A 24942-nucleotide genomic window follows, 5' to 3' on the forward strand; every position below is an offset into this window, starting at 1 on the left:
ATGCTACGAATGATGCTCCACTACTCGAAATCATGCCGTTGAGGGGCTGTTCGAAATCATGACGTCGAGGTTGGGCCGCCAGGTGTGACGCCAGACGTTCCCTGCTGGACCGGGGATTCCTCAGAACAGGGCAGCCGCCAGTGAACGTCGTGCCGGTGCGACGTTGGGATCGTCGGGACCCACGAGGTCGAAGAGCTCGAGCAGACGGGTACGGGCACGGTCCCGGTCCTCGTCGCGGGTGCGCCGCACCGTCTCGACGAGCCGGTCGAAACCGCCCTTGACGTCGCCACCGAGTACCTGGGCATCGGCAGCGGCGAGCTGGGCATCAAGGTCATCGGGAGCGGCCTGGGCCGACTGGAGGAGTTCTCGCGGGTCGGTGCCGGCAAGTCGTCCGAGCACGGCGGCACCGGCCCGTCCCGCTTTGAGGACGGCGTCATTGGGTTGATTGGCGAGCAGCGCGTCGTAGGCAGCGACTGCCTCGTCGAACTTGCCGTCGGCAATGAGTTGTTCGGCCTGGGCAGTACGAGGATCGTCCTTCGGCTGCTCCTCGGCGGCAGTGGTGGTACTCGGCTTCGAGATGGCCTCGGCCCGCCCCACCATGCCGGAGGACACGGCAGCCTGGGCCACCTGGTCGGTGATCTGACGCAGCTGGTTCTCATCCATCGTCCCTTGGGCCAGCGGAGCGGCCTGACCACCGATGATGGCAACGAGCATCGGTACGGCTTGGATTCCCAAGGTCTGTGCCAGACGCGGATTGGCGTCAACGTCGACCGTCACCATGAGCCAGCGCCCTTGGGCCTCGTCGGTGATCCGGGCCAGGGCGGACACCGTTGCATCGGCACCTTGGGCACGCGGTGAGGTGAACAGCGCGAGGACGGGGTACTGCACGGATTTCTGGGCGAACTCGTTGAAGTTCTCCTCAGTGGCCTCGGTGACCCATGTCTGACCGGAAGTGCCTGCTGCAGTGGTGGATGGTGCGCCCGGTGTGGGGGCCTCGCCGGCATTGCGAGCCAGTTCGGACAGATCGACGGCTCCGGGTCGGTTGAAGGATTGCGAAGACATGCCCCCATTCAATCAGAACGATCAACCCAACCTGATCCGAATCCGACCATCCCCCCATCCACGGTGCCAAGATGGGGACATGGCACACGAACGCGCAGGCAAACCCGCCCAGGAATCAGACCTCATCGACGTGGACGCGCTCCTTGCGGCATACCACGACATCGTCCCGGATCCGGAGAATCCCGACCAGAAAGTTGTCTTCGGTACTTCCGGACATCGAGGCTCCGCCTTCGACGGCGCCTTCAACGACCTCCACATCGCCGCGACCACCCAGGCCATCGTCGAGTACCGCGCCGGCAAGTCCATCACCGGTCCGCTGTACATCGGCAAGGACACCCACGCCCTGTCCGATCCCGCCTGGCGCACGGCGATCGAGGTGCTGTGCGCCAATGACGTCGAGGTCATCGCCGAACGCGAGGACGAGTGGACCCCCACCCCAGCCGTCTCCCGAGCCATCATCATGCACAACCGCACGAACGACGGGCCCCAGGCCGACGGCATCGTCGTCACCCCATCGCACAATCCGCCGCGCGATGGAGGCTTCAAGTACAACCCCCCACATGGTGGCCCGGCCGGCACGGATGCCACGAGTTGGATCGCCGAGCGTGCCAACGCGCTCATGGCTGCCCCGAGCGGGATCAAGCGTCGCAGCTACGACTCGGTCTCTGGTGAGGTCACCCGGTTCGACTACCGCAGTGCCTACTGCAATGACCTGCGCAGTGCCCTCGACCTGGATGCCATCGCGCAGGCTGGGGTGCACATCGGCGCCGATCCGCTGGGCGGTGCCTCGGTGCAGTACTGGCAGTACATTGCCGAGAACCTCGGACTGGACCTCACCGTCGTCAACCCCGAGGTCGATCCGACCTGGCGATTCATGACCCTGGACACCGACGGCAAGATCAGGATGGACTGCTCCTCGCCCAACGCCATGGCCTCACTCATTGCCAACAAGGATGCCTACGACATCGCCACCGGCAACGATGCCGACTCCGACCGGCACGGCATCGTCACCCCGGACCTCGGTCTCATGAATCCCAATGCCTTCCTGGCCGTGGCGATCAACTACCTGTTCTCCCATCGGCCGGAGTGGTCCACCGACACGGCCGTGGGCAAGACCCTGGTCTCCTCCAGCCTCATCGACCGCGTGGCAGACGACCTGGGACGGCGTCTGGTGGAGGTTCCGGTGGGGTTCAAGTGGTTCGTCCCGGGGCTCATGAGTGGTGAGCTCGGGTTCGGTGGCGAGGAATCGGCAGGTGCGTCCTTCCTCGATCGTCACGGACTCACCTGGACCACTGACAAGGACGGCATCCTGCTGGCCCTGCTGGCCAGCGAGATCAAGGCCGTCACCGGCCAGTCACCGTCGCAGATCTACGCCGGGATCGAGGAGAGGTTCGGCAGGTCCTACTACGCCCGAGTCGATTCCGACGCCACCCGAGAGCAGAAGGCACGACTCAAGAAGCTCTCCGGTGACGACGTCAAGGTCAGTGACGTCGCTGGCGAGAAGGTGCAACGGGTGCTCACCGAGGCCCCGGGCAACGGTGCCGCCATCGGAGGCATCAAGGTCGTCACCGAACACGCCTGGTTTGCGGCCCGCCCCTCCGGCACGGAGGACAAGTACAAGATCTATGCGGAGTCCCTCATCGACGCCGACCACCTGGCCCGGGTGCAGGACCAGGCCCGCGAGGTCGTCGCGCAGGCACTGGCCTGATTCCTCACTTGGTCTGACGGGGCTGTCCACCCTGTGGTGGACATCGATGGTGGAGTCCCGGTACCGGGACTCCACCGGGTTCTCGCTCAGCTGCCGCCAGGCTCTGCAGCCATCGGGAATGCCACCCCCGGGAGGGACGGACGCCCCCGTCACCGAGGTCCGCAGGGCCATTGGCCTCCTTGGCCGATCGCTCCAGGACGTTCACCGTGCAGGGCGGTTCACCGGGGATGGGCGATGTTGGTGCGCAGCCCCGCCTGCTGGGTGGCGCTCTGAATGATGAGGTCACGTTGCTCGGGATGCCCGACGTGACTGATGACGCGCAGTCCCTGGTCCTGGGCAGCGGATTCGAAGATGAAGTGGCCGTACCCGAAGATCTGTCCCATGAGGGGCTGCTCCACCGTGATGTCAAGGATGCGGCTCATCGGCATCGTTGCCATGTGCTTGTCGGCGATGCCGTGCACCCGGAACACCCTCATGTTCGTGATGACGAACCGATCCATGTGAGCCAGGTAGAGCTCACGCACGGCCCATCCCTGACACACCAACCCGACGACGAGGCCGATGATCCACCAGTGGCCGAGCTGCCACATCGACAGGAAGCACAGCACGGACGCCGTGAGGGCAAGCACTGGCACAACGGTGACGATCCAGTGTTTCTCGACCTCGTCTATGACGTACTCCCCATCGTCGGTGAGCAGGTGGCGATCGACGTCGGGGAACAGAAAGCGATGCAACAGATCCGACACGACTGATCAGCTGTGCCCGCCCAGCGCCTTGACGAAGTCGATGATCCCGGTGAAGAAGCCACGTACGATGCCAGCTGTCCCCTGCGGGTTGGTGAAGATGTAGTACAGGCAGAAGACGACAATGAACACCCACAGCGTCGTCTGAACGATCTTCTTCATCCACTGGCTCCTAGTCGTCTGCCCTGTCGGAGTGAATCGAGGCCCACGAGCTCGAGGGGCTCACGGATGACATTCTCGTGCACTTGCCCACCCGGGTGGGCGGGGAAACGCCGCAGTGGACGAGCTTTTGCCATCAATCTCCCACCACTGGTGTGCGTTCAGAACTCGACGGGAGGTGCTCGACGCATGCACATTTCCCGTCACACATATTTTTGCACCCCAGAGTTCCCTGACGCGAGCAACGTGGAAGAATGGGCGCCATGGAGAACTTCAACAACGATCCGTTCGCATGCGTCGACCATGTCGGCTTCGCCGTCAAGGACATGGACGAGGCCATCAAGTATCACTGTGACGTGCTGGGCTTCCACGTCCTGCTTCGTGAGAAGAACGAGGGACATGGTGTCGAGGAAGCCATGATCGCCACCGGCGAGTTCGGCAAGGAGACCACCGTCGTCCAGCTGCTCGCCCCGCTCGGCGAGGACTCGACCATCGGCAAGTACATCTCGAAGAACAAGAACATGATCCAGCAGGTGTGCTACCGCACCTACAACTTGGACAAGACCATCGAGGTGCTCAAGGAGCGTGGCGCCGTGTTCATCGGTGAGCCCTCCATCGGTACGGCTGGATCGCGCGTCATCTTCCTGCACCCGAAGTACACCGGCGGCATCCTCGTCGAGGTCACCGAGCCCCCGGCCGGAGGAATGCCCTACAAGCAGGACAAGTGAGCATGATCGGTGACGTCGAGACAGATCTTTGATCTGACGTCACCTGTGCCCTTGAGCGTCTGATGGCCTGTGATCTGCGGATCACAGGCCATCACTACCATCCCGCAGAGAGCCGGAGAAGTCGTCTCACGTCACGTGAAACACCTGGTCGCACGGACGCGCCCGGTGACATCCGATGATGGTCTTGCGCACGTTGATAACGTTGTCCTATCACTGATGCGCGACTTCTGAGGGTGGAAGGATTACTGCCGTGACAAATCCCGTGGATCCAAATGATGATGCTGCCCTGGACGAGGAGACTGGCCTCAATCTCTTTGACGACCGGGCCAGTGCAGCTGGTAGCTTCGCTCATTCCATGTGGGGCTACGACCGCACCAGCGTCGACAACTACGTCCATGAGATCGAGCAACAGGTCTCGACCCTCAAGCAGCTCACCCGCACACTGCGTCGCAAGGTGAGCGAGGCACAGCGTGATGCCACCAAGACCGATTTCACCAGACTTGGCGAGCATGCCACCGGTCTCCTCACCGCTGCAGAGGCCCAGGCCACCGCCTTGGTGACCAAGGCTGGTCACGAGGCCGAACGCATCAAGGAGGAAGGCCGACGAGTGGCGGCCGACATGCGATCCTCGGCCCAGACGGAGGCCGATGACATCCGGGTCGCCGCACTGTCCAGCCAGCGAAGCCTGCTCGAGAGGTCGTCCAAGGAGAGCCAGGACGTCGTCGCCAAGGCCAAACAACAGGCAGAGACCCTCGTCAACCAGGCAAGGACGCAGAGCACGTCCACCATCGAGTCGGCCAACACCCAGGCTGAGTCGATCATCGCCGATGCCCGAGCCCGTGGCACGCAGATCCTCGAGGAATCCCGTCACGAGGCCGCACGGATCCTTGCCGATGCCCGGGAGGAGTCCCAGAGCATTCTCTCCGAGGCCAAGCACCATCAGGAACATGCCCGCTCCACGTTGGGCGAATTGCTGGACCAGGCCAAACAGCAACAGGACCGAGCCGCCCAGGAGGTGAGCGAGCAGGTCGCAGAGGCACAGCGAATTCGCGAGCTCGCCGTCAAGGAGGCCGATGAGAAGCGATCCCAGGCCTCGAAGGAGGCCGAGGAACGCATTGCGGCCGTCCACCGTCAGTCCGCGATGATGAAGGAACGCATCGAGGAACAGTACGCCTGGCGCAAGGAGCAGCTGCAGCGTGAGATCGCAGCCCTTCAGCAGCGCAAGGATGCCACCATCGATCAGCTCAGCAACCTCAAGGCCCTCGCCGAGCAGTCCAAGGCCGACTTCCCCAACACCGATCCCTTCGACGACGTCGAGATCTCTGCGACTCCCACCCAGGAGTCCTCCGATGCCACGTCACCGGAGTCCACCAGGCCGGATGTGCACACCGACGCAGACAAGGACTCCGCCTCCGACGATGCCGCCTCATCCTCATCACTCGACTCCCCCACCACGGTCATTGATCCCAATGCGGAGGAGACCCGGGTCCTCAAACGTCCCAACTGAGTCGCGGGCAGCGCCGGAACATCCAAGTTCCCGGCGCTGCCGCCCCCAACCCACAGCAGCAGTGGTGTGCTGGCCAACCCATGAGCCCCTCGGATCAGAAGAGCCGGTCCTCGGGGTGATCCATACCACGCAGGGCGTCATAGTCGACGGTGACACAGGCTATCCCGCGGTCCATGGCGAGTGTTCGTGCCTGCGGCTTGATCTGTTGGGCGGCGAACACGCCGTCCACATGATCGCCCAGCAGGTGGTCCCGGTTGAGCAGGTCTAGGTATCGGGTGAGCTGCTCAACCCCGTCGATCTCACCACGTCGTTTGATCTCGACGGCAACATAGACACCCTCGGCATTGCGACACAGCAGGTCGACCGGCCCGATGGGGGTCATGTACTCCCGCTGGACCAAGGACCATCCGGTACCGAAGGTCTCTGGGTTCTCGGCAAGGAGCTGTTGCAGATGAGCCTCGACCCCGTCCTTCTGCAGGCCGGGATCAATCCCCAGATCCTCCGTGACGTCGAGGTGGATCTCGCCGAGCAGGATGTGCAGTTGGTCCCCGCTCTTGGCCTTGACCTCCCACACCTGGGTGACCTCGATGTCGGCGTGCGTGGCGTCACCGGCGGCCGTGCCCGACGAACGTTCACCGGCCGAGCCCAGCTGCGAAGCCGCAGGTACAGCACACAGCTTCTCGTGCTCATCGGGTTCGCGGACGGTCAGGGTGCATGGCGGGCTCATCCAGTTGAGTGGCTTGTAGGCCCGGTCATCGGCATGGACGCTCACCGAGTTGTCCGCCTTGACGATGAGCAGGCGCTTGGCCCATGGAAGGTGGGCGGTGAGACGGCCGGTGTAGTCAACCTGACATTCAGCTATGACAAGACGCACGGTGGCACAGTGTAGCGCTGAGCTTCGCCACCCGCGATCAGATTCCCGACCAGCCGGAGCAGTGGCAGTAGGATCAACCCATGGGACGAAAACACCGGCCAAGCAAGCACCTGCGCCCGGTCCGTCCTCTCAACCCGGTGAGTCACGCCTACAGTGAGCACAAGTCGGACGGGAGCTACGTCGTCCGCAAGGTGCCGGCCGACCGGGCGGTGAAGACCTATGTGTGTCCCGGATGCAATCATCGGGTGACCCCCGGTACCCCACACATCGTGGCGTGGCCCCATGACCCCACCATCTTCGATGAGTCCCCGGTCGCGCTGCGCCGTCACTGGCACAGTGGGTGTTGGAGGCAGAAACTGTGAGCACTTTGTACCACACCGTCATTGGTGCGGGCGAGACCCCAGTCGTGTGGTGTCACGGCGTCTTCGGTCAGGGCAAGAACTTCACGAGCGTGGCGAAGGCCTTGGTGGCCTCCGATCCGCACCGCTGGCGAGCCATCCTCCTCGACCTTCCCAATCATGGCCGCTCGCCGTGGACCGACACGATGAGCTATCCCCAGATGTCCGACGCCGTGGCACGGACGATCCATGACCTTGCCGATGGTCAGCCCGTGCACCTCCTCGGGCACTCCATGGGCGGCAAGGTCGCCATGCGCACCGTCCTGGACCATCCCGACCTCATCCGCACGCTCACCGTCGTCGACATCTCCCCGGTGAGCTACAACATGGCTCACACCTTCGGGCCACGCGTACAGGGCATGCTCACCATGCCACTGAGCCAGTTGCGTACCAGGGCCGATGCCGAGGCCCATCTGAGCCGTTATGAGCCAGCAGCCTCGATCCGCCAGTTCCTGCTGCAGAACCTGCGCCGGGACGTCCACGCCGCCTCAAAGGAGCAGTGGTACTGGCAGATGAATCTGCCCGTCATCGCCGAGAACCTGCCTACCCTGGGTGACTGGCCGCCTGCCGAGGGCCGGAGTTGGGACGGGCCCGTCCTGTGGATGGGCGGCGGAAACTCACCCTACGTGCTGGACGAGTACCACCCTGCCATGCAGGAGTTGTTTGCGCAGGTGCGCCGCGTCACGGTGAAGAACTGCGGACACTGGGTGCATGCCGATCAGCCATCGGTCTTCGTCCAGGTGCTCAAGTCCTTCCTCGCGATGGCAGAGCAGCAGACACCCCGAGCCTGAGTCCCGGCGCTCTCATCCTGTTCGTACCCATGCAGGGGCGTCTGGCGCGTGCACCGATGCGCGCCGTCACCCCATCGTCACGACGCTGATCGACGTGTTGGCTGCTGGTTTCTTGGACTTGGGCTGGGTACCCTGCTTGCCGATCCGTGTGATGACTGGCATGCTCTCCGGGGCCACTGAACCGATGACGGTGTACGTGCCCTTCATCTGACTGTCCTTCCAGATGATGAAGAACTGCGATCCGTTGCGATTCTGGTTGGAAGGTGCCATGGCGACGGTACCTGCCTTGAAGGTCCCCTTCTTCCCGGACTCTGCGGGGAAGGAGTAGCCCGCATCGCCCGTGCCGGTACCGGTGGGGTCACCACACTGCAGGTAGTAGGGGTTGCTGGTGGAGAGTTTGTGGCACTGGGTGCCGTTGTAGAACTCCTGGGTGGCGAGCATGAGAGTGGATGTCACCGCACATGGTGCACGCCTGGCATCCAGGTTGATCTGAACCGGTTTACCACCCAGGTTCAGGGTCATCGGCGTCGTCCCCGAGGTCTGCAGATCCTTCTCGTCGGGCATCTGGCTCTCAGCCACCGTCGAGTCGACAGCTTGGTATCCGCACTTTGCCGAGGGGGCCGGGGCCTTTGAGGCAGCCGCAGTGGTCTCTCTCGGGACACGGTTGGCAGCAGTGCTCGATGTCTGTGGTACTTGCGAGGGAGCCGACGACGTGGCTGTGGTGTTCGACACACGCCCGGACCGCTGCTCGGCGAGCTCGGAGGCGGACTGGGTGGCGCACGAGCTCAGTGTCAGGGCCGTGAGAACAACCCCTGCAACGGGTACGTAGGGTCCACGACGATTTTTCATACGGTACCTCCCCCAGAAGGGTACCGAGCGATGATGCTTGGATGGTGAACGGCTCGCCCACCGGGTCAATGACGTCAGTTCGGTGGACCGGTTGGCACGGCTGGGCATGATTCGACCTGGTGGCCACGACACGATCCGCACACCGTCATCGACGTCACACCCCTGTTGACATCACACACCGTGATGAGTCGCAGCAGCTAGGCTGGACCCATGGTCACACTGTCACACATATACACCCGAACTGGCGACAAGGGGCAGACTCGGCTGGTCGACAACTCACTGGCGGCGAAGTCCGATCTGCGAGTCGAGGCATACGGCCTCATTGACGAGGCCAATGCCGCCATCGGTCTGGCTCTGGCCCTGGACGACTCCGGTGTTCTCGGCACGGACGTGCGGGAGGCTCTTGCCATCGTCCAGAACGAGCTCTTCGACGTCGGAGCAGACATTGCCAATCCCCTGGTCGCCAACCCCAAGTGGGAACCGCTGCGCACCGTGCAGTCCAGCATCGACCGTCTGGAGGCTTGGTGCGATGCATTCAACGAGCAGGTTCCGGTCCTGCGATCCTTCATCCTGCCCGGGGGCAACAAGGTGGGGGCACAGCTGCACGTCTGCCGTACCGCAGTGCGTACCGCGGAGCGCGCGGCGTGGCGCGCGGCCGAGGAATTCGGGTTCGAGGAGTCCGACGATCCCGAGACCACCCCGGGTGGGGTCAACATGCGTGCGATCACCTACCTCAACCGGCTCTCGGACCTGCTCTTCATCCTGTCCCGAGTTGCCAATCAACCAGCCGGCGGTGGACAGAGCGATGAGGTGCTCTGGGTCCCAGGTGGGGAACGTGCCGCCGAGCACACTCCCGATCGCAACAGTCAACGTGCCCAGCATGATACTGCCCAGCAGGGTGCCTGAGGGCAGACCATCGACTCCCCGCAGTGCGGGTCACAGCAGCCACTGCTGCTGCTCGTAGTCGGTGCCACCGGGCGGAGCCGACTCGGCCCAGCTCACGAAACCGGTGAGGGTCTGGTGGTTGACGACGAGCTGGACCGTTGCGGCGCGACGCGGCCGTCCAGTCGTCACGGTGACGATCTCGCCATCCACGGAGAACGGCATGGCGTCGTCACGAGTTGGGTGATGGTGTTCCACGAATGACAATGGCCCCCGATCAAGCACGATTGTCGGTGCCAGACGGGGGTCAAGGACTCGATACCACTCAAAACGTCCTGGGACGTAGCGGGCCATCCCAAGCATCCAGGAGCCCGGCTTGTCGCCACCACAGGTACGCAGACCGCAGATGAATGCGCCGCGTCCCTTGACGAGGAGACGTTGGCGAATGAAGAACCAAACAATACCCAGGACGACGAGTGCGAGGATCGAGACGCCCACACCGGTACGACGGTCGAGTCCCCAGCTCACCACATCGGGCATTCCAGAAATCACGACCATGGCTCAACGCTAGCCCGTCATCGGTGTGTGAGCAATACAAATAATTTTTGTGACACGAAGATTTCACAACAAAGCAGGGGTGGCCGCCGGAACCTCCGACAACCACCCGTCGATCATGTGAGGTGACGTCACAACCGCGAGTCGCTCTGCTTCTTGGCCATGACCTGAGCCTTGGCCAGGCGATACCGATGCACGTCGTCCTCGGTCCACTCCTTGCGCTCTCGTTTGCGCTTCATCTCATCGGTGACCTTGACGGCTTCCTCGGGGCTGAACTCGTCACTGCGCGTCGCATACTGGGAAAGTAGTGACACCCGACCACTGGGGTCGGCAGCAATGAAACCGCCATCGACCGCGATGACCTCCTGCTCACCGTCGGCGGTGATGATGGTCACGGCAGAGGGCACCAGGGCCGCGAGGATGGGCTCGTGTCCGGGAAGGATGCCGATGTCACCCTCGGTGGTCCTGGCGATGATGTTGACCGCCTCGCCGGACCACACCTCACGGTCGGCAGCGACGACCTTGACGCGAAGGGGTGCGCGATCCATCAGGACTCCTTCTGCATCCGGTCCCAGTTGGCCATGACGTCGTCCATGTCGCCGACATTGAAGAATGCCTGCTCGGCGATGTGATCGACCTCACCGCGCACGATCATCTGGAATCCCTCGATGGTGTCCTTGATCGGCACCGTGGAGCCCGGCACACCGGTGAACTTCGCCCCGGTGTAGGTGTTCTGCGACAGGAACTGCTGGATACGGCGTGCCCGAGCGACGATGACCTTGTCCTCCTCGCTCAGCTCGTCGACACCGAGGATGGCGATGATGTCCTGCAGCTCCTTGTTGCGCTGCAGGATCTGCTTCACCTGGGTGGCCGTCTCGTAGTGCTCCTTGCCCACGTACTGCGGGTCGAGGATGCGCGAGGTGGAGGTGAGCGGGTCCACGGCCGGGTACAGACCGCGCGAGGCAATGGCACGTGAGAGCTCGGTGGTGGCGTCCAGGTGGGCGAACGTCGTCGCCGGAGCCGGGTCAGTGTAGTCGTCTGCGGGAACGTAGACGGCCTGCATCGAGGTGATGGAGTGACCACGGGTCGAGGTGATGCGCTCCTGCAGCTGGCCCATCTCGTCGGCCAGGTTCGGCTGGTAACCCACGGCCGAGGGCATCCGGCCCAACAGGGTCGAGACCTCGGAGCCTGCCTGGGAGAACCGGAAGATGTTGTCGATGAACAACAGGACGTCCTGGTTCTCGACGTCGCGGAAGTACTCCGCCATCGTCAGACCGGTGAGAGCGATGCGCAGACGAGTGCCCGGCGGCTCATCCATCTGGCCGAACACCAGGGCGGTGTCCTTGAGCACCTCGGCCTCATCCATCTCGTGGATGAGGTCGTTGCCCTCACGGGTACGCTCCCCCACACCGGCGAACACCGAGGTGCCACCGAAGTTGTGGGCGATACGGTAGATCATCTCCTGGATGAGCACGGTCTTGCCCACACCGGCACCACCGAACAGGCCGATCTTGCCACCCTTGACGTAGGGAGTGAGCAGGTCGAGCACCTTGATGCCGGTCTCCAGCATCTGGGTCTCCGGCTCCAGATCATCGAAGTTCGGAGCGGAGCGGTGGATCGGCCAACGCTCGGAGATCTCCAGGGACGACGGGTCGGCGTTGAGCACGTCACCGGTGACGTTCCAGACGTGCCCCTTGGTGACGGTGCCGACCGGAACCGAGATCGGTGCACCGGTGTCGCGCACCTCGGCACCACGACGCAGACCATCGGTCGGCTTGAGCGAGATCGCACGGGCGACATTCTCACCGATGTGGAGCTCGACCTCCAGGGTGATGGTCTGGGTCTCGCCCATGATCTCGGTCTCGACATGCAGGGCGTTGAGGATCTCGGGCATCTGGCCGACGGGGAACTCGACGTCGACGACTGGGCCGATGACGCGGACGACGCGACCGATGCCGGGAGTTTTCTCCTCGGCTTGTGAATTGGTGGCTGTGGCAGTCATGTTCTTCTCTCTCACTCCTGTGAGGTGGACTCGGCAAGGGCAGCGGCGCCACCCACGATCTCGGTGATTTCCTGCGTGATGGCCGCCTGACGTGCCTGGTTCGCCTGGCGACCAAGGGTGTCGATGAGCTGTTCGGCATTGTCGGTGGCCGACTTCATGGCCTGCTGACGGCTGGCGAGCTCCGAGGCAGCGGCCTGCAGGAGGGCAAAATGCACCCGGTTGGCAACGTACAGCGGCAGCAACTGGTCGAGCACGGTCGCTGGATGCGGTTCGAAGTGGTACTCGTGGAACACGTCCGATGTGTCGTCGGGCTGGGAGGAGTCAGCGGGGTCGGCTTCGGACGCATCGTCCGCGGCGTCAATGATCTCCATGGGAAGCAACCGCAGCACTCGCACCTTCTGGGTGAGCATGGACTCGAAATGGGTGTAGACGATGTGAATCTGGTCCACACCCCCTCCTCGGTCGGTTCGAGGAAGGACCTGATGAGTTCATCGGAGATCTTGCGGGCGTCATCGTACGAGGGCGAGTCGGAGAACCCGTCCCAGACCTTCGTGTACCCACGCTTGCGGAAGTCGAAGTACTGCACGGCCTTACGCCCGCACAGGTAGACGTCGACCTCCTGGCCCTCGAGGGAGGCGAGGAGCCCCTCCCCTGCCTTGAGGACATTGCTGGAGTACGATCCAGCCAGACCACGGTCCGAGGTGATGAGAAGCACCGCAGAACGCTTCGGGTCCTGCGTCGCCCGGGTCAATGGATGATCCTCGTGGGTGTGCGCAATCACCGCCGACAGGGCACGGGTGAGTTCCTGGGAGTAGGGGGTCGCAGAACGAACATTGCGCTGGGCCCGGACGATCCGGGACGAAGCGATGAGCTCCATCGCCCGAGTGATCTTCTGGGTCGTGGCAACGGAGTTCCGCCTCTCCCGCAATTCACGCAGGTTGGAGGCCATCGTGGATCAACCTCGCTTCGCGCGGACGATCTGGGTGCGTCCGATCTCGTCGGAGTCCATCGGCTCGAACTCCTCGTGACCAGCCAGGAACGTGCCGTCGGAGGTCTTGAACTGGTTCTTCACCTGTCCGATGGCCTCGGCGGCCTTCTCCTGGTCCTCGTCGGGGAACTTCCCGGTCTCGCGGATCGAGTCGAACACATCGGTGTTGGCGCCGACGTACTCGAGCATGTCGTGCTCGAAACGCTGCACGTCGTCAACGGGAACGTCGTCCAGCTTTCCGGTGGTACCCGCCCAGACGCTGATGACCTGCTGCTCGACCGGGTAGGGCGAGTACTGCCCCTGCTTGAGCAGCTCCATGAGACGAGCCCCTCGGTCCAACTGGCGGCGTGAGGTGTCGTCCAGGTCGGAGGCGAACATGGCGAAGGCCTGCATGTCGCGGTACTGGGCCAAGGAGATCTTCAGGGTTCCGGCAACCGACTTCATCGCCTTGATCTGGGCAGCACCACCAACGCGCGACACCGAGATGCCGACGTCGACGGCTGGACGCTGGTTGGCGTTGAAGAGGTCGGACTGCAGGAAGATCTGGCCGTCGGTGATCGAGATGACGTTGGTCGGGATGAACGCCGAGACGTCATTGGCCTTGGTCTCGATGATCGGCAGCCCGGTCATCGAACCGCCTCCCAACTCGTCGGAGAGCTTGGCGCAACGCTCCAGCAGACGGGAGTGGAGGTAGAAGACGTCACCGGGGTAGGCCTCGCGGCCCGGCGGACGACGCAGCAGCAGGGACATCGCTCGATAGGCCTCGGCCTGCTTGGTGAGGTCGTCGAAGACGATGAGGACATGCTTGCCCTGGTACATCCAGTGCTGACCAATGGCCGAGCCGGCATATGGTGCGATGTACTTGAAGCCAGCAGGGTCGGACGCCGGGGAGTGGACGATGGTGGTGTACTCCATCGCACCAGCCTTCTCCAGCGACGACTTCACCTCGGCAACCGTCGATCCCTTCTGGCCGATCGCCACGTAGATGCACCGCACCTGCTTACTGGGATCACCGGACGCCCAGTTGTCCTTCTGGTTGATGATGGTGTCAATGGCCAGGGCGGTCTTGCCGGTCTTGCGGTCGCCGATGATGAGCTGACGCTGACCACGGCCGATCGGGATCATCGAGTCGATGGCCTTGAGGCCGGTCTGCAGCGGTTCACGCACCTCTTGACGGTCCATGACGCCGGCGGCCTGGATCTCAAGAGCACGACGCCCTTCGATGTCCTTGACCTTACCGAGACCGTCAATGGGGTTGCCCATCGCGTCGACGACACGCCCCAGGTATCCGTCACCAACCGGTACGGACAGCACCTCACCGGTGCCCGTGACTGTCGAGCCCTCGTCGATTCCCTCGGAATCACCAAGAACCACGACGCCGATCTCACGCTCATCGAGGTTGAGGGCGATGCCCATCGTGCCGTTCTCGAACCGAAGCAGCTCATTCGCCATCGCCGACGGCAGACCCGCGATGTGGGCAATACCGTCGCCAGAGGTGATGACGGTTCCCACCTCCTCACGGGTAGCCGTGTCAGGCGTGTAGTTCTGGACGTAGGAGTCCAGCGCGTCGCGGATGTCCTCCGGACGAATCGTCAGTTCCGCCATTGCCTCTCCTTGAGTTTCCCTCACCGGTGTTGGCCTCATCGGTCAACCGATCGCGGGTTGAACATGTGACTGTCAGCCGAGCTTGCGCCGGGCCTGGTCCAGACGGCTGGCGACCGTCCCGTCGATGACCTCGTTGCCGACCTCCACCCGGGCACCACCCAGAACGTTCGGATCGACAATTTCATGCATGACCACGTCACGGCCAGTGATCCGCTCGACCTGCTCATAGATCCGACGGCGTTGGTCGTCGGAGAGCTTGGTTGCTGTGGTCACCACGGCCAAGGTGCGTTCCCGTACCGCAACGGCCAGTTCCATGTAGGTGGACAAAGTGGTGAGCATCGATGCCGTGCGTGCCACGACGGCACGCTTGGCAAGCAGGATCGATTGCGGCTGTGCACGTCCATCCAGCAGCTGGTTCACCAGAGCCTGGCGATCTGCCACGGGCCTGGCATGGCCATTGAACGCTGCCTGGAGCTCAACGTCGGCCAGGATCACCTGACGCAGCCGGAACAGTTCCTCCTCGACGTCGTCGAGATGGTTCTGCCCCTGTGCCTCCACCAGCACCGATCGTACGGCAAGCATCTCCAGGGCATCCGGCATGGCAGACATGCGGATCCATCGCCGGGACACGGCCTGCGTGACGATGTCACATGTCTGGGTACTCACCTTGCCGTCAAGAAGGTGATGCACGAGAGACTGCCGGGCCTCGACGCTGGTGCCGGGGTCGCTGATGGCACGCCGAAGTTCCGAGTGCGAATCGCACAGGTCAACGACCGAGAAAAGCTCCTTGGCAAGTTCCGAGGATGCCTCGGAGTCCTCAACGAGCTCGTCAAGGTTTTGCGACAGGATCCTCGGTGACGTCATGGGCGATCCCCCACCTGTGAGGATGCCGCCGTGGAGTCGTGTGCGGGCTGCTGCTCCAGCTCGGAGATGAACCGGTCAATGGTTGCCCGAGCACGCTCATCGTCGTCGAGCGACTCCCCCACGATACGACCGGCGAGAGTCGTCGCCAGCCCACCGATCTCATGGCGCAGCTGCGTCATGGCAGCATCTCGCTGGACATTGATCTGCGCAGTGGCATTCTGGGTCACCCGGTCAGCCTCCTTCTGCGCCTGGACCTTCATGTCGGAGACGATCCGTGCACCTTGGGCCTTCGCATCCTCCCGGATCCGGGCAGCTTCCTCACGGGCACCGGCCAGTTGGTCCTGGTACTTCTCGAGCGCCTCCTTGGCCTCAGCCTGAGCCTTCTCGGCACGCTCGATGCCACCCTGGATCTCCTCGGTGCGCTCGTGGTACATCGTCTCGAACCGGGGCACGATGAACTTGGCCGTGACCCACGTCACGATGAGCAGCAGGACGATACCAACGATGATCTCGATGGGGTGCTCGGGTAGCAGCGGCCCCATGTCGACCAAGAGGGGGCCACCCGTGAGCGGACCCGACAGAAGTACCAGTGGCGCGTGCATGGCACCACTCACTTCGCGATGAAGGCCAGCACGAAGCCGAACAGGGCAAGGGCCTCGACCACGGCGAAGCCGATCATCGTGGCCTGGAACATGGGCTTGTGGGCCTCAGGCTGGCGAGCAGTGCCGTTGATGAGCGAGGCAAAGATCCAGGCCACGCCGAGGGCCGATCCGAGGGTGGCAATGCCGTACCCGATGGTGTTGATCGAACCGCCGATGAGCATTGGAACCATGGGGATTATCCTTCCGGAGCATGCCCCGTGTGGGGCGTTTCTTCTTCGCCGTCCCCGGACGGGGCGACGTCGTGTGTGGGATCAGTGCTCCACCGAGACCGACGAAGCGATGTACTGCGCAGTGAGCACTGTGAAGACGTAGGACTGCAGGAGCCCCACGAAGAGTTCAAGAGCGAAGATGGCGAAACTGAAGATGATCGAGATTCCGCCAGCAAGGTTGTACCCGATGCTGTGTGGATAGGTGAGCAGGAACCCACCACCGACAACGAAGATCATGATGATGAGGTGCCCGGCGAACATGTTGGCGAACAGACGAAGGGCCAGCGTCAACGGGCGGGTGATGAAGTTCGAGAGGAACTCCAACGGGATCATGAGCCACCAGAGGTACCACGGGACACCGGGTGGTAGGACCGAGTTCTTGAAGTACTTGATGCCCTGGGACTTCACGCCGGCAATGATGTAGACGAACCACGTCACCAGCGCGATGCCATAGACGTAGCCGATGCGTGAGAACGTCGGGAACATGAAGACGAAGAATTCACCGAACCAGTTGTTGACGAGCAGGAAGGTGAACAGGGCGAAGAGGTAGGGAACCCATCGCGAGTACTCGTGGCCGATCGTCTCGCGAGCGATGTTGTTGCGAACGAAATTGTAGAAGTACTCGGCAAAGACCTGGCGTTTGCCGGTGGGGACGACCTTGAGGTCGTGACTCATCCAGAAGAACAGCACCAACACCAGGATGGCGGCGATGAGGATCTGCCAGAAGGACTTGTCGGCCCAGTCCACGCCGAAGGTTCCGGGAAAGAAGAAGTCGTCGACTCCTGGGGACTTGAACTCCAACGGAGCCACCTGAGTGTGGATCACATGTCCTCCTGGTTCTTGTCCGACACCGAACTCGACGTCCCGTATCGCTTGACGATGAGATAGACGCTCGCCACGAAACCAACGATGAGGCCCACTGCCAGCAGCCATGGCTTGTCCAGCCATCGACCCAGCAGCCAACCTATGACACCATAGAAGAGTAGTCCAGCCAGCAAGTAGCTCAACACTGCCATTCCGTCATCGGAACGCGGTGTGGCACCAGATGACTCTGACGGCTTCACTGTGCGGTTCACATCCATACCGGGGGATACATTACCCCAAAATTCGCAGGGACGTCACTGGCGTGCAGGGCATCGGCGCACGAGGCGATTCGCTCTCAGCAATTTGGATCGGCTCTGCTCACGATTCGTCGGTGTCGGTGGTCCGACGTCGGTACGTCGGCATGTGGATGTGGTTCTGAGCGACGACTGCCCCGACCGTCCACGACACTGCGCAGGACACGACCGAGACGGCCATCATGGTGTCGTCGAGGAAGGTGAGTCGGCCCAGCAGTGGGATGAGCCCGCCAAGGACGACCATCTGCACGATGAACGCCGCCACGGCAGGCCCCATCGTCCCCCGACGGTTCACCGGTCCGTCCTCGGGTCGGGTGTCGCCCATGCGCATCGCACGGTCCAGGATGTGCACTGCTCGTCCAGCGGCCAGGAAGGCCACGGCGACGCCGCCACCGACTGCTGCGCCGAGCACTCCAGAGCCACCGCGCCACACCAGCGCAATGAGCGCCACGAGGACAGCCGTTGCCGCTGCCCACACCAGACCGTGACGGTAGATGGCGTCGATCACCTCACGCGCGGTCTCGACATGACGACGAGGACGGCGTAGGGCCATGGTGTCTCCTCCCCGATACCTGGCGACCAGCAAGAAGGGGCTCTGTCACGGGCTGCCCACGGTGTGCAGGCGTGTCGCCCCGGGACTCAGCAGCCTCCCGCATCGCAGTGCCTCCTCGACACTCGGTTCCGTCATGGCCTGTCCCTCTGTCCTCGGGGGACGGACCGGCGTCATGTGCCAGGGCGTCGTGCTGGCACTCATCAGTGCGTGACGTGCCGGTCGGAGTTGGTGCGGCTGGATGCTTCCTCGTGCCCACGATGGTGAGGACGATGCAGCTTGCCAGCAGGGCGCACACCGTCGTCACCGACCACCATCGGGCTTCCAGACCGATCCACACCGTCCCGAAGGAGAGCACGGCCGTCCACAGGTACATGAGCAGCACGGCTCGTACATGGGAGTGACCGCGGCGCAGCAGGCGATGGTGGATGTGCTGTTTGTCCGCAACGAAGAACCAGTTGCCCCGCCACGTGCGGCGTACGTACCCCATGACGAGATCGGCCAGCGGCAGCGCAATGACCATGAGGGGCAGCACGATCGGTAGGTATGCCGGCACCAGACCGCCGTCCTGGGCAGTGAGCACGGTGGAGTCGATCTGGCCGGTCAGTGAGATCGTCGAGACTGCGAGCAGAAAGCCCAGCAGCAGGGATCCGGAATCACCCATGAAAATACGTGCCGGATGCCAGTTGTGGGGCAGGAACCCCAGACAGATCCCAGCAGTGACTGCCGTGGTGAGGCTCGCCGTCGTCGCCACGGCGAGGTCCTGCTCGTGGGCCAGCAGATACGTGTACCCGAAGAAGGCCAGTGCCCCCAGGGCGACCACGCCGGAGGCCAGACCGTCCAACCCGTCGACGAAGTTGACGGCGTTGGCACACACCACGATGAACAGGACGGTGATGAGGACGGATGTGGTGGTCCCCAGGGCAATGATGGAGTTCGGCAGCGGGATCCAGAACATCCGCACACCACCAGTCACGACGATTCCGGCAGCAAGCACCTGACCAGCTGCCTTGACCCACGCAGCCAGATCGACGAGATCGTCCACGATGCCGACTGAGCAGATGACGGCGCCGGCCAGGCAGATGACCCTGATGTCGTGACTGACGACCGGGTGACTGCCCAGAAAGGGCAGCTTGGTGGCCAGCAGCGCCGAGACGAGCGTCCCGCCGAGCATGGCCAAGCCACCGAAGTACGGAATCGGCACGGTGTGGACATCTCGGCCACGCACCTGGGCCACAGCTCCCAGCCGGGTCGCCAACTGGCGGCACCCTCCGGTGAGCAGGTACGTCGTCAGCCCGGCCGTGAGGACGACCACGAGGTATTCACGCATGACCAGGTCGGTCCTGGGAGTCGTGGTGTTCCGGCGGGGACTCCTGCGAGGCGGCCTGCTCCGAACTCGGCACATTCTCCTCCGCAGGCACGTCGTGGTCCTCGTGGTCCTCACGGCCGGGATCATCGTCCCCGGCCGAGTCGGTCGAGCCGATCACCTCTGGTGCAACGGTGTGGATCTCGTCGAAGCTCAGTGCACCCTGGCGCAGTATCCTGCCCTCCTCGGTGGAGGCGAAATCGATGATGGTCGACGGGGTCCCCACCCGAGTCGGTCCACCGTCCAGGTAGACGGCCACCTCGGTACCGAGTTGATGCGCCGCGTCCTGGGCAGTGAGCGCGGCAGGCCGGCCAGATTTGTTGGCACTGCTCACCGCCATGGGACCAGTCATACGCAGCAGCTCCCGAGCAGCATCGTCGTCGGGGACCCGAACGGCGATGGTTCCAGCCGTCTCCCCCAGGTCCATGGTCAGCGACTCCTGGGCACGCAGGACGAGAGTGAGCCCACCGGGCCAGTAGGTCTCGGCAAGATCCTGCGCCGCGCGGGGAACGTGCTCGCACAGGGCGGCAAGCAACGCCGGATCGGCGATGAGGACTGGCGGAGGCATGTCTCGACCGCGCTCCTTGGCTGCGAGCAACGCGGCGACGGCCACCGGGTTGAGCGCATCTGCGCCGATGCCGTAGACCGTGTCGGTGGGAAGCACGATGCACTCCCCCTCGCTGACAGCCTGGGCGGCACGAGTCAGTTCCTCACCTCGATGGACGCCAGTGACGTCGAGGATGAGCGGTGTCGTTCCGCAGGTCACTTCTTCCATGGATGTCATCCTCTCACTGCCGTGCACTCACGGTGAACTGGTCTCGGCGTGCCGTGACGTATCGGGGGCGCCCGGCAAGGTCGTCATGGTCGACGACCTCTCGCCACGGCCCGGCACCGAACAGGGCGAGCACGGCTGCGGCATGGGAGTCGTCGTGCTCCATGACGACGAGCCCACCGGGGCGCACGATCCGTGCCATTCGGGGCACCAACGCATTGATGAGGTCCATGCCTTGGTCGCCGGCGAACAGGGCATGGTGGGGCTCATGGTCGAGGACGTCGCTGGGCATGTCCGCGGCACGTGACAGTGGGATGTAGGGCGGGTTCGTCACGACGACGTTGACGTCGGACACGTCCGGCACGCACCTGGCATCTCCCTCGTGCAGCTGTACCCCGCTGTCTACGAGATTGCGACGCGCCCAGGCCAGTGCCTCGAGGGAATTGTCCACGGCATGCACCAGGGCGGCAGGCACCTCGGCTGCCACGGCACGGGCGATTGCCCCTGATCCAGTGCACAGGTCGACGACCACCGGGCACTGCCCCTGCACTGCCAACGCCCTGGCCTCGTCGATGACCGCCCCGGCCACCAGCTCCGTCTCCTGACGAGGGATGAGCACACCGGGACCAACAGCCAGTCGGCGTCCCCGAAACCAGCAGTGACCGACGATGTACTGCACCGGCTCGCCACAGCTGCGCCGCTCGATCATCTGCTCAAAGGTCTCGGCCTGTTCCTCGGTGGCGTCACCGGCGAGGACGAGGCGCTGCGGGCTGACGTCGAGCACCGCACACAGCATGAGTCGGGCATCGGCCACAGGAGCAGGGCAGCCGGCGAGATTGAGTTTGCGGGTGGCCATCGCCAGCATCCGTGAGGGGGAATGCGGATTCATCGGGGGCGTCCTTCCACCGCTGCCCGCCCGTCATCGTCGGCGGAGTCGGTATCTGCTCCCATTCCCGACTGCGCCAGGCGATGGGCCAGATCATCGGCGTGCAGGGCATCGAGAAGTTCCTGCAGCTCGCCATTGAGGACGGCGTCCAGTTTGCGTGTCTTGTAGCCGATCCGATGGTCGGTGAGCCGATTCTCGGGGAAGTTGTAGGTGCGGATTCGCGCCGACCGGTCCACGGTGCGCACCTGTTGTCGACGCAGCTGGCCGGCCTCGTCGGCAGCCTGTTCGGCAGCCAGGGCAGCCAGTTTTGCGCGCAGCATGCGCATGGCCTGCTCCTTGTTCTGCAACTGGCTGCGTTCGTTCTGACAGCTCACGACGATTCCGGTGGGAAGGTGCGTCAGCCGCACTGCCGAGTCGGTCGTGTTCACCCCCTGACCTCCCGGTCCGGAGGATCGGAAGACGTCGACCCGCACGTCCGACATGTCGAGATCGACCTGTTCGGCGTCCACGTCGGGAAACACGAGAACCCCGACTGCAGAGGTGTGCACTCGCCCCTGGGACTCGGTCACCGGCACCCGTTGCACCCGGTGCACGCCTCCCTCGAACTTCATCGTTCCGTAGGCAGGACGCTCGTCGGTGCCGCTGAGCGCGGCGACGACGCTACGAAATCCGCCCAGATCGGTGACCTGACTGTCCAGTACCGTCATCGTCCACCCCACGGACTCGGCGTAGGACTGGTACATCCGCAACAGGTCGGCGGCAAAGAGCGCCGATTCCTCGCCGCCCTCGCCGGAGAGGATCTCGACGATCGCATCCTCGACGTCCAGTGGATCGGATGGGGCGAGCAGTTCGGTGAGGTCACGACGGCGGCGATCCAGCTCCTCCTCCAGACGCTGCACCTCGTCGGCGAAACTGGGATCCTCCTCGGTCAGCTCACGGGCGGCCTGGAGGTCGCTGCACAATTCATGGCACCGGTCGGCAACCGTCACCACATGGCGCAGTCGAGCATGTTCCCGCCATGCTCGACGCAGTGCAGTCGGTCGGGACGCGAGCTCAGGTCTGGCCAGCTCGATGTCGAGTTCTGCCAGACGCGACCTCATCTGTGCGACGGCATCCTCGTCCTCAGGATGAGTCACCCTACCCTCCCTCCAGAAGGATCAGTCTGTTCTCCGGTACCGGGGCGCTCCCGGACCGGACTCCCCCACGGATTGGTTCCCGTGGGACTCTGCAAAAACAGTGACGCTGCATAAACAGTGACGCTGGAACCCGCAGGTCCCAGCGTCGACAGGTGAAAAATGTGAGCGGCTCAGCGTCTCACTTGGCAGCCTTCTTGCCGTAGCGACGCTCGAACCGAGCAACCCGACCACCGGTGTCGAGGATCTTCTGCTTACCGGTGTAGAAGGGGTGGCAGGCGGAGCACACGTCGGCGCTCAGCTGCCCGGAGGGAGCCGTCGAACGAGTGGTGAACCTGTTGCCACAGGTGCACACCACCGTGGTTTCGTGGTAATCGGGATGGATTCCCTGCTTCATGATGATCTCCTTGTCCGGTGCCGGGTCGCCATCACCACACAGCGGTGGCTCTTGCGGATGCAGGACGTGGCGTGAACCGGCATCACTGGGTTATTTTGCCTGATGCCCGAGGCAGAATCAAGGCAGTGTTCTCCCTCACTCCACCGACGGGGTGGTCTTCGAAATGGTGTAGAGGAATTCCGCATTCGTCTGCGTTCTGCGCAGCTTGGACAACAACATCTCGAGAGCCTGGGAATCCTCCAGACCCGACAGGACGCGACGCAGCTTCCACATGATCGCCGTCTCCTCGCGGGAGAGCAGCAGCTCCTCACGTCGGGTGCTCGAGGCATCCACGTCGATGGCCGGGAAGAGCCGCTTGTTGGCGAATTCCCGACGCAGCCGCAGCTCCATGTTGCCGGTTCCCTTGAACTCCTCGAAGATGACCTCGTCCATCTTGGAGCCGGTCTCCACCAGCGCCGTGGCCAGGATGGTCAGGGACCCACCGTTCTCGATGTTGCGGGCGGCACCGAAGAACTTCTTGGGCGGGTAGAGCGCAGCGGAGTCGACACCGCCGGAGAGGATGCGTCCGGAGGCCGGAGCTGCCAGGTTGTAGGCGCGCCCCAGACGGGTGATGCCGTCCAACAGGATGACGACGTCCTGGCCCATCTCGACCAGACGCTTGGCACGCTCGATGGCGAGTTCGGCCACCTGGGTGTGGTCGTCGGCGGGTCGGTCGAAGGTGGAGGCGATGACCTCCCCCGACACGGTGCGCTGGAAGTCGGTGACCTCCTCAGGGCGTTCATCCACCAGGACGATCATGAGGTGCGCCTCGGGATTGTTCGTCGTGATGGAGTTGGCGACGGACTGCATGATCATCGTCTTGCCGGCCTTGGGGGGCGAGACGATGAGGCCACGCTGGCCCTTGCCGATCGGGCTCACCAGATCGATGATGCGCCCAGTCATGTTCTTCGGACTGTCCTCCAGCCGCAGCCTCTCCTGGGGATACAGCGGAGTGAGCTTGGAGAACTCCGGACGCTGACGAACCTTCTCCGGGTCCAGGCCGTTGACCGACTCGATGCGCGCCAGGGGTGCGAACTTCTCACGACGATCGTTCTCGCGCTTGGCACGCATCTGGCCCGAGATGACGTCTCCCTTGCGCAGACCGTTGCGTCGCACCATGGACATCGAGACATAGGCGTCCTCGGAGCTGGGCAGGTAGCCGGAGGTACGGACGAAGGCGTACTGGTCGCGAATGTCGAGGATTCCGTTGCACGGCACGAGGACGTCATCCTCGCGCAGGTTGGGCTCGGAGTCGTTGTAACCATTGCGGCGGGGGCGACGGCCCTGGCGATCTCGTTGGCGACGCCGGCGGTTCCGCCTGCCGCCATACTCTGAGTCATTGCGTGAGTTGTCGTCGTCACGCCGGTTGCCGTCATGACGGTTGCCACCGCGCTTGGCAGAGTTCTCGGATGCCTCGTCATCGTGGTTGCGGCCAGCCAGGGCGTCCAGACGGGCACCCACCTCCTCGGTCACATCGGCATTCGCACCATCGGCTTGCCGGGAACCGTGATGATCGCCCGGATCGTGGCTGGACCGACCGCGGGAGTCCTGCGATCCGCGCGAACCCCGTCCGGAGCTTCGTGTGTTACCGCTCTGCCGGTCCCCGCTGCGTTCCTGGTCATGATCGCCACTCTGCGCGTCGAGCAGGGCTCCGACGGATTCGCTGGTCTGGGCGCGCTGCTGCTCGTCGGAGTGACGCTGATTGCCCGAGGGGGACTCCCGACGTGGGCTACGAGCGGCACGGCGTCGAGTACCGCGATGCTCGGTGGCATCCTGGCCATCGACATGGTTCTCACCGGCACGCTCGGAGGTGGAGCGTCGGCTCGCTGAGGGCTCAGGCTCAGCAGAGTTCGCAGTCGAGTCGTCACCAGCGGGCAGCCTGTTCTCGGATTTCCTCGCAGTGCGGGCAGACCTGCCGGCTCCATCGCCCGGTGCGCCGCCGTCCTCCGGCCAGCCTGCTTCACGAATTGCCGTGATGAGGTCTGCCTTGCGCATCTGTCTGGCCCCTTTGATGCCCAGCTGGTTGGCAATCGAACGAAGCTCTGGCAGGAGCATGGCCGGCAGCGTTCCGGTGGGCTTTCCGGAATTGGGGGTT

Annotated in this window: 25 protein-coding genes and 3 pseudogenes; 6 read left to right on the forward strand and 22 right to left on the reverse strand. The window is 63.7% G+C overall.

The annotated features are described in order from the left end of the window. Nucleotides 1–120: 120 nt before the first annotated feature. Complete coding sequence (locus ACP8JZ_RS04660; RefSeq protein WP_484482165.1) at nt 121–1062, reverse strand: tetratricopeptide repeat protein; 942 nt, start codon at nt 1060–1062, stop codon at nt 121–123. Between the two features lie 79 nt (nt 1063–1141). Here ACP8JZ_RS04660 and pgm point away from each other — a divergent pair, with 79 nt between their 5' ends. Further along, complete coding sequence (gene pgm / locus ACP8JZ_RS04665) at nt 1142–2770, forward strand: phosphoglucomutase (alpha-D-glucose-1,6-bisphosphate-dependent) (RefSeq protein ID WP_306516939.1); 1629 nt, start codon at nt 1142–1144, stop codon at nt 2768–2770. A gap of 218 nt (nt 2771–2988) precedes the next feature. On the opposite strand, the gene ACP8JZ_RS04670 is transcribed toward pgm, so the two are convergent. Both ACP8JZ_RS04670 and ACP8JZ_RS04675 read right to left on the reverse strand, forming a co-directional pair. After that, nucleotides 2989–3516: a PH domain-containing protein gene (locus ACP8JZ_RS04670; RefSeq protein WP_021103398.1), complete on the reverse strand. Its 528-nt coding sequence runs from the start codon at nt 3514–3516 to the stop codon at nt 2989–2991. Between the two features lie 6 nt (nt 3517–3522). Further along, entirely contained in the window at nt 3523–3675 is a 153-nt protein-coding gene (locus ACP8JZ_RS04675) for a hypothetical protein (RefSeq protein WP_021103399.1), read from the reverse strand. A gap of 260 nt (nt 3676–3935) precedes the next feature. Here ACP8JZ_RS04675 and ACP8JZ_RS04680 point away from each other — a divergent pair, with 260 nt between their 5' ends. Further along, on the forward strand, nt 3936–4400 hold the full coding sequence (locus ACP8JZ_RS04680) for a VOC family protein (RefSeq protein WP_021103400.1): 465 nt from the start codon (nt 3936–3938) through the stop codon (nt 4398–4400). A gap of 250 nt (nt 4401–4650) precedes the next feature. Next, on the forward strand, nt 4651–5907 hold the full coding sequence (locus ACP8JZ_RS04685; RefSeq protein ID WP_023035287.1) for a DivIVA domain-containing protein: 1257 nt from the start codon (nt 4651–4653) through the stop codon (nt 5905–5907). Between the two features lie 94 nt (nt 5908–6001). Here the strand turns inward: ACP8JZ_RS04685 and nucS are convergent, their stop codons facing one another. Continuing rightward, nucleotides 6002–6781, reverse strand: a complete 780-nt coding sequence (gene nucS / locus ACP8JZ_RS04690) for an endonuclease NucS (protein WP_023035286.1) — start codon at nt 6779–6781, stop codon at nt 6002–6004. 80 nt (nt 6782–6861) lie between these two features. On the opposite strand from nucS, the gene ACP8JZ_RS04695 reads away from it, so the two are divergent. After that, a complete protein-coding gene (locus ACP8JZ_RS04695; protein ID WP_308614030.1) occupies nt 6862–7143 on the forward strand; it encodes a hypothetical protein in 282 nt (93 codons plus the stop codon). Beyond that, nucleotides 7140–7970 carry an alpha/beta fold hydrolase gene (locus ACP8JZ_RS04700; RefSeq protein WP_484482166.1) on the forward strand — a complete coding sequence of 277 codons (831 nt, stop codon included), beginning with the start codon at nt 7140–7142 and terminating at the stop codon, nt 7968–7970. The genes ACP8JZ_RS04695 and ACP8JZ_RS04700 overlap by 4 nt, the downstream gene beginning before the upstream one ends. A 66-nt stretch (nt 7971–8036) precedes the next feature. Here the strand turns inward: ACP8JZ_RS04700 and ACP8JZ_RS04705 are convergent, their stop codons facing one another. After that, on the reverse strand, nt 8037–8819 hold the full coding sequence (locus ACP8JZ_RS04705) for a peptidylprolyl isomerase (RefSeq protein ID WP_306516935.1): 783 nt from the start codon (nt 8817–8819) through the stop codon (nt 8037–8039). A gap of 210 nt (nt 8820–9029) precedes the next feature. Between ACP8JZ_RS04705 and ACP8JZ_RS04710 the strand changes: the two genes are divergently transcribed. After that, on the forward strand, nt 9030–9725 hold the full coding sequence (locus tag ACP8JZ_RS04710) for a cob(I)yrinic acid a,c-diamide adenosyltransferase (RefSeq protein ID WP_323458643.1): 696 nt from the start codon (nt 9030–9032) through the stop codon (nt 9723–9725). A gap of 30 nt (nt 9726–9755) precedes the next feature. Here the strand turns inward: ACP8JZ_RS04710 and ACP8JZ_RS04715 are convergent, their stop codons facing one another. From ACP8JZ_RS04715 to rho, 17 genes and pseudogenes are all read right to left on the reverse strand, one after another. Beyond that, nucleotides 9756–10259, reverse strand: coding sequence for a DUF2550 domain-containing protein (locus tag ACP8JZ_RS04715; RefSeq protein ID WP_306516933.1), 504 nt, complete (start codon nt 10257–10259; stop codon nt 9756–9758). Nucleotides 10260–10387: 128 nt separating this feature from the next. Continuing rightward, the gene (locus tag ACP8JZ_RS04720) at nt 10388–10804 is read right to left on the reverse strand and encodes a F0F1 ATP synthase subunit epsilon (RefSeq protein ID WP_023035280.1); all 417 of its coding nucleotides are present in this window, start codon (nt 10802–10804) and stop codon (nt 10388–10390) included. Next, a complete protein-coding gene (gene atpD / locus ACP8JZ_RS04725; RefSeq protein WP_306516932.1) occupies nt 10804–12258 on the reverse strand; it encodes a F0F1 ATP synthase subunit beta in 1455 nt (484 codons plus the stop codon). The genes ACP8JZ_RS04720 and atpD overlap by 1 nt, the downstream gene beginning before the upstream one ends. Before the next feature lie 11 nt (nt 12259–12269). Continuing rightward, a pseudogene (locus ACP8JZ_RS04730) lies at nt 12270–13207 on the reverse strand (F0F1 ATP synthase subunit gamma). 6 nt (nt 13208–13213) lie between these two features. Further along, entirely contained in the window at nt 13214–14851 is a 1638-nt protein-coding gene (atpA, locus tag ACP8JZ_RS04735; protein ID WP_484482167.1) for a F0F1 ATP synthase subunit alpha, read from the reverse strand. Between the two features lie 72 nt (nt 14852–14923). Next, on the reverse strand, nt 14924–15715 hold the full coding sequence (locus ACP8JZ_RS04740) for a F0F1 ATP synthase subunit delta (RefSeq protein WP_484482168.1): 792 nt from the start codon (nt 15713–15715) through the stop codon (nt 14924–14926). Further along, nucleotides 15712–16317 carry a F0F1 ATP synthase subunit B gene (locus tag ACP8JZ_RS04745; RefSeq protein ID WP_484482169.1) on the reverse strand — a complete coding sequence of 202 codons (606 nt, stop codon included), beginning with the start codon at nt 16315–16317 and terminating at the stop codon, nt 15712–15714. The genes ACP8JZ_RS04740 and ACP8JZ_RS04745 overlap by 4 nt, the downstream gene beginning before the upstream one ends. 8 nt (nt 16318–16325) lie before the next feature. Next, entirely contained in the window at nt 16326–16547 is a 222-nt protein-coding gene (locus ACP8JZ_RS04750; RefSeq protein WP_021103414.1) for an ATP synthase subunit C, read from the reverse strand. An 81-nt stretch (nt 16548–16628) separates the two neighbouring features. Next, complete coding sequence (atpB, locus tag ACP8JZ_RS04755) at nt 16629–17408, reverse strand: F0F1 ATP synthase subunit A (protein WP_484482801.1); 780 nt, start codon at nt 17406–17408, stop codon at nt 16629–16631. Further along, nucleotides 17408–17668, reverse strand: a complete 261-nt coding sequence (locus ACP8JZ_RS04760; RefSeq protein ID WP_036903992.1) for an AtpZ/AtpI family protein — start codon at nt 17666–17668, stop codon at nt 17408–17410. The genes atpB and ACP8JZ_RS04760 overlap by 1 nt, the downstream gene beginning before the upstream one ends. Before the next feature lie 100 nt (nt 17669–17768). Then, entirely contained in the window at nt 17769–18257 is a 489-nt protein-coding gene (locus ACP8JZ_RS04765) for a hypothetical protein (RefSeq protein ID WP_323457773.1), read from the reverse strand. A 229-nt stretch (nt 18258–18486) separates the two neighbouring features. Next, nucleotides 18487–19584, reverse strand: a pseudogene (locus ACP8JZ_RS04770) (MraY family glycosyltransferase); the annotation flags it as partial. Next, nucleotides 19577–20377: pseudogene (locus ACP8JZ_RS04775) on the reverse strand (L-threonylcarbamoyladenylate synthase); the annotation flags it as partial. The pseudogenes ACP8JZ_RS04770 and ACP8JZ_RS04775, both read right to left, overlap by 8 nt. Nucleotides 20378–20408: 31 nt before the next feature. Beyond that, nucleotides 20409–21281 carry a peptide chain release factor N(5)-glutamine methyltransferase gene (gene prmC / locus ACP8JZ_RS04780; RefSeq protein ID WP_323459108.1) on the reverse strand — a complete coding sequence of 291 codons (873 nt, stop codon included), beginning with the start codon at nt 21279–21281 and terminating at the stop codon, nt 20409–20411. Then, on the reverse strand, nt 21278–22378 hold the full coding sequence (gene prfA, locus ACP8JZ_RS04785) for a peptide chain release factor 1 (protein ID WP_306516948.1): 1101 nt from the start codon (nt 22376–22378) through the stop codon (nt 21278–21280). Before prfA ends, prmC begins: the two co-directional genes overlap by 4 nt. A gap of 214 nt (nt 22379–22592) precedes the next feature. Next, on the reverse strand, nt 22593–22808 hold the full coding sequence (gene rpmE / locus ACP8JZ_RS04790; protein WP_484482170.1) for a 50S ribosomal protein L31: 216 nt from the start codon (nt 22806–22808) through the stop codon (nt 22593–22595). A 135-nt stretch (nt 22809–22943) separates the two neighbouring features. Beyond that, nucleotides 22944–24902, reverse strand: a complete 1959-nt coding sequence (gene rho, locus ACP8JZ_RS04795) for a transcription termination factor Rho (protein ID WP_371415855.1) — start codon at nt 24900–24902, stop codon at nt 22944–22946. Between the last annotated feature and the right edge of the window lie 40 nt (nt 24903–24942).

This window comes from Cutibacterium sp. LaCa_286 (assembly GCF_057198075.1).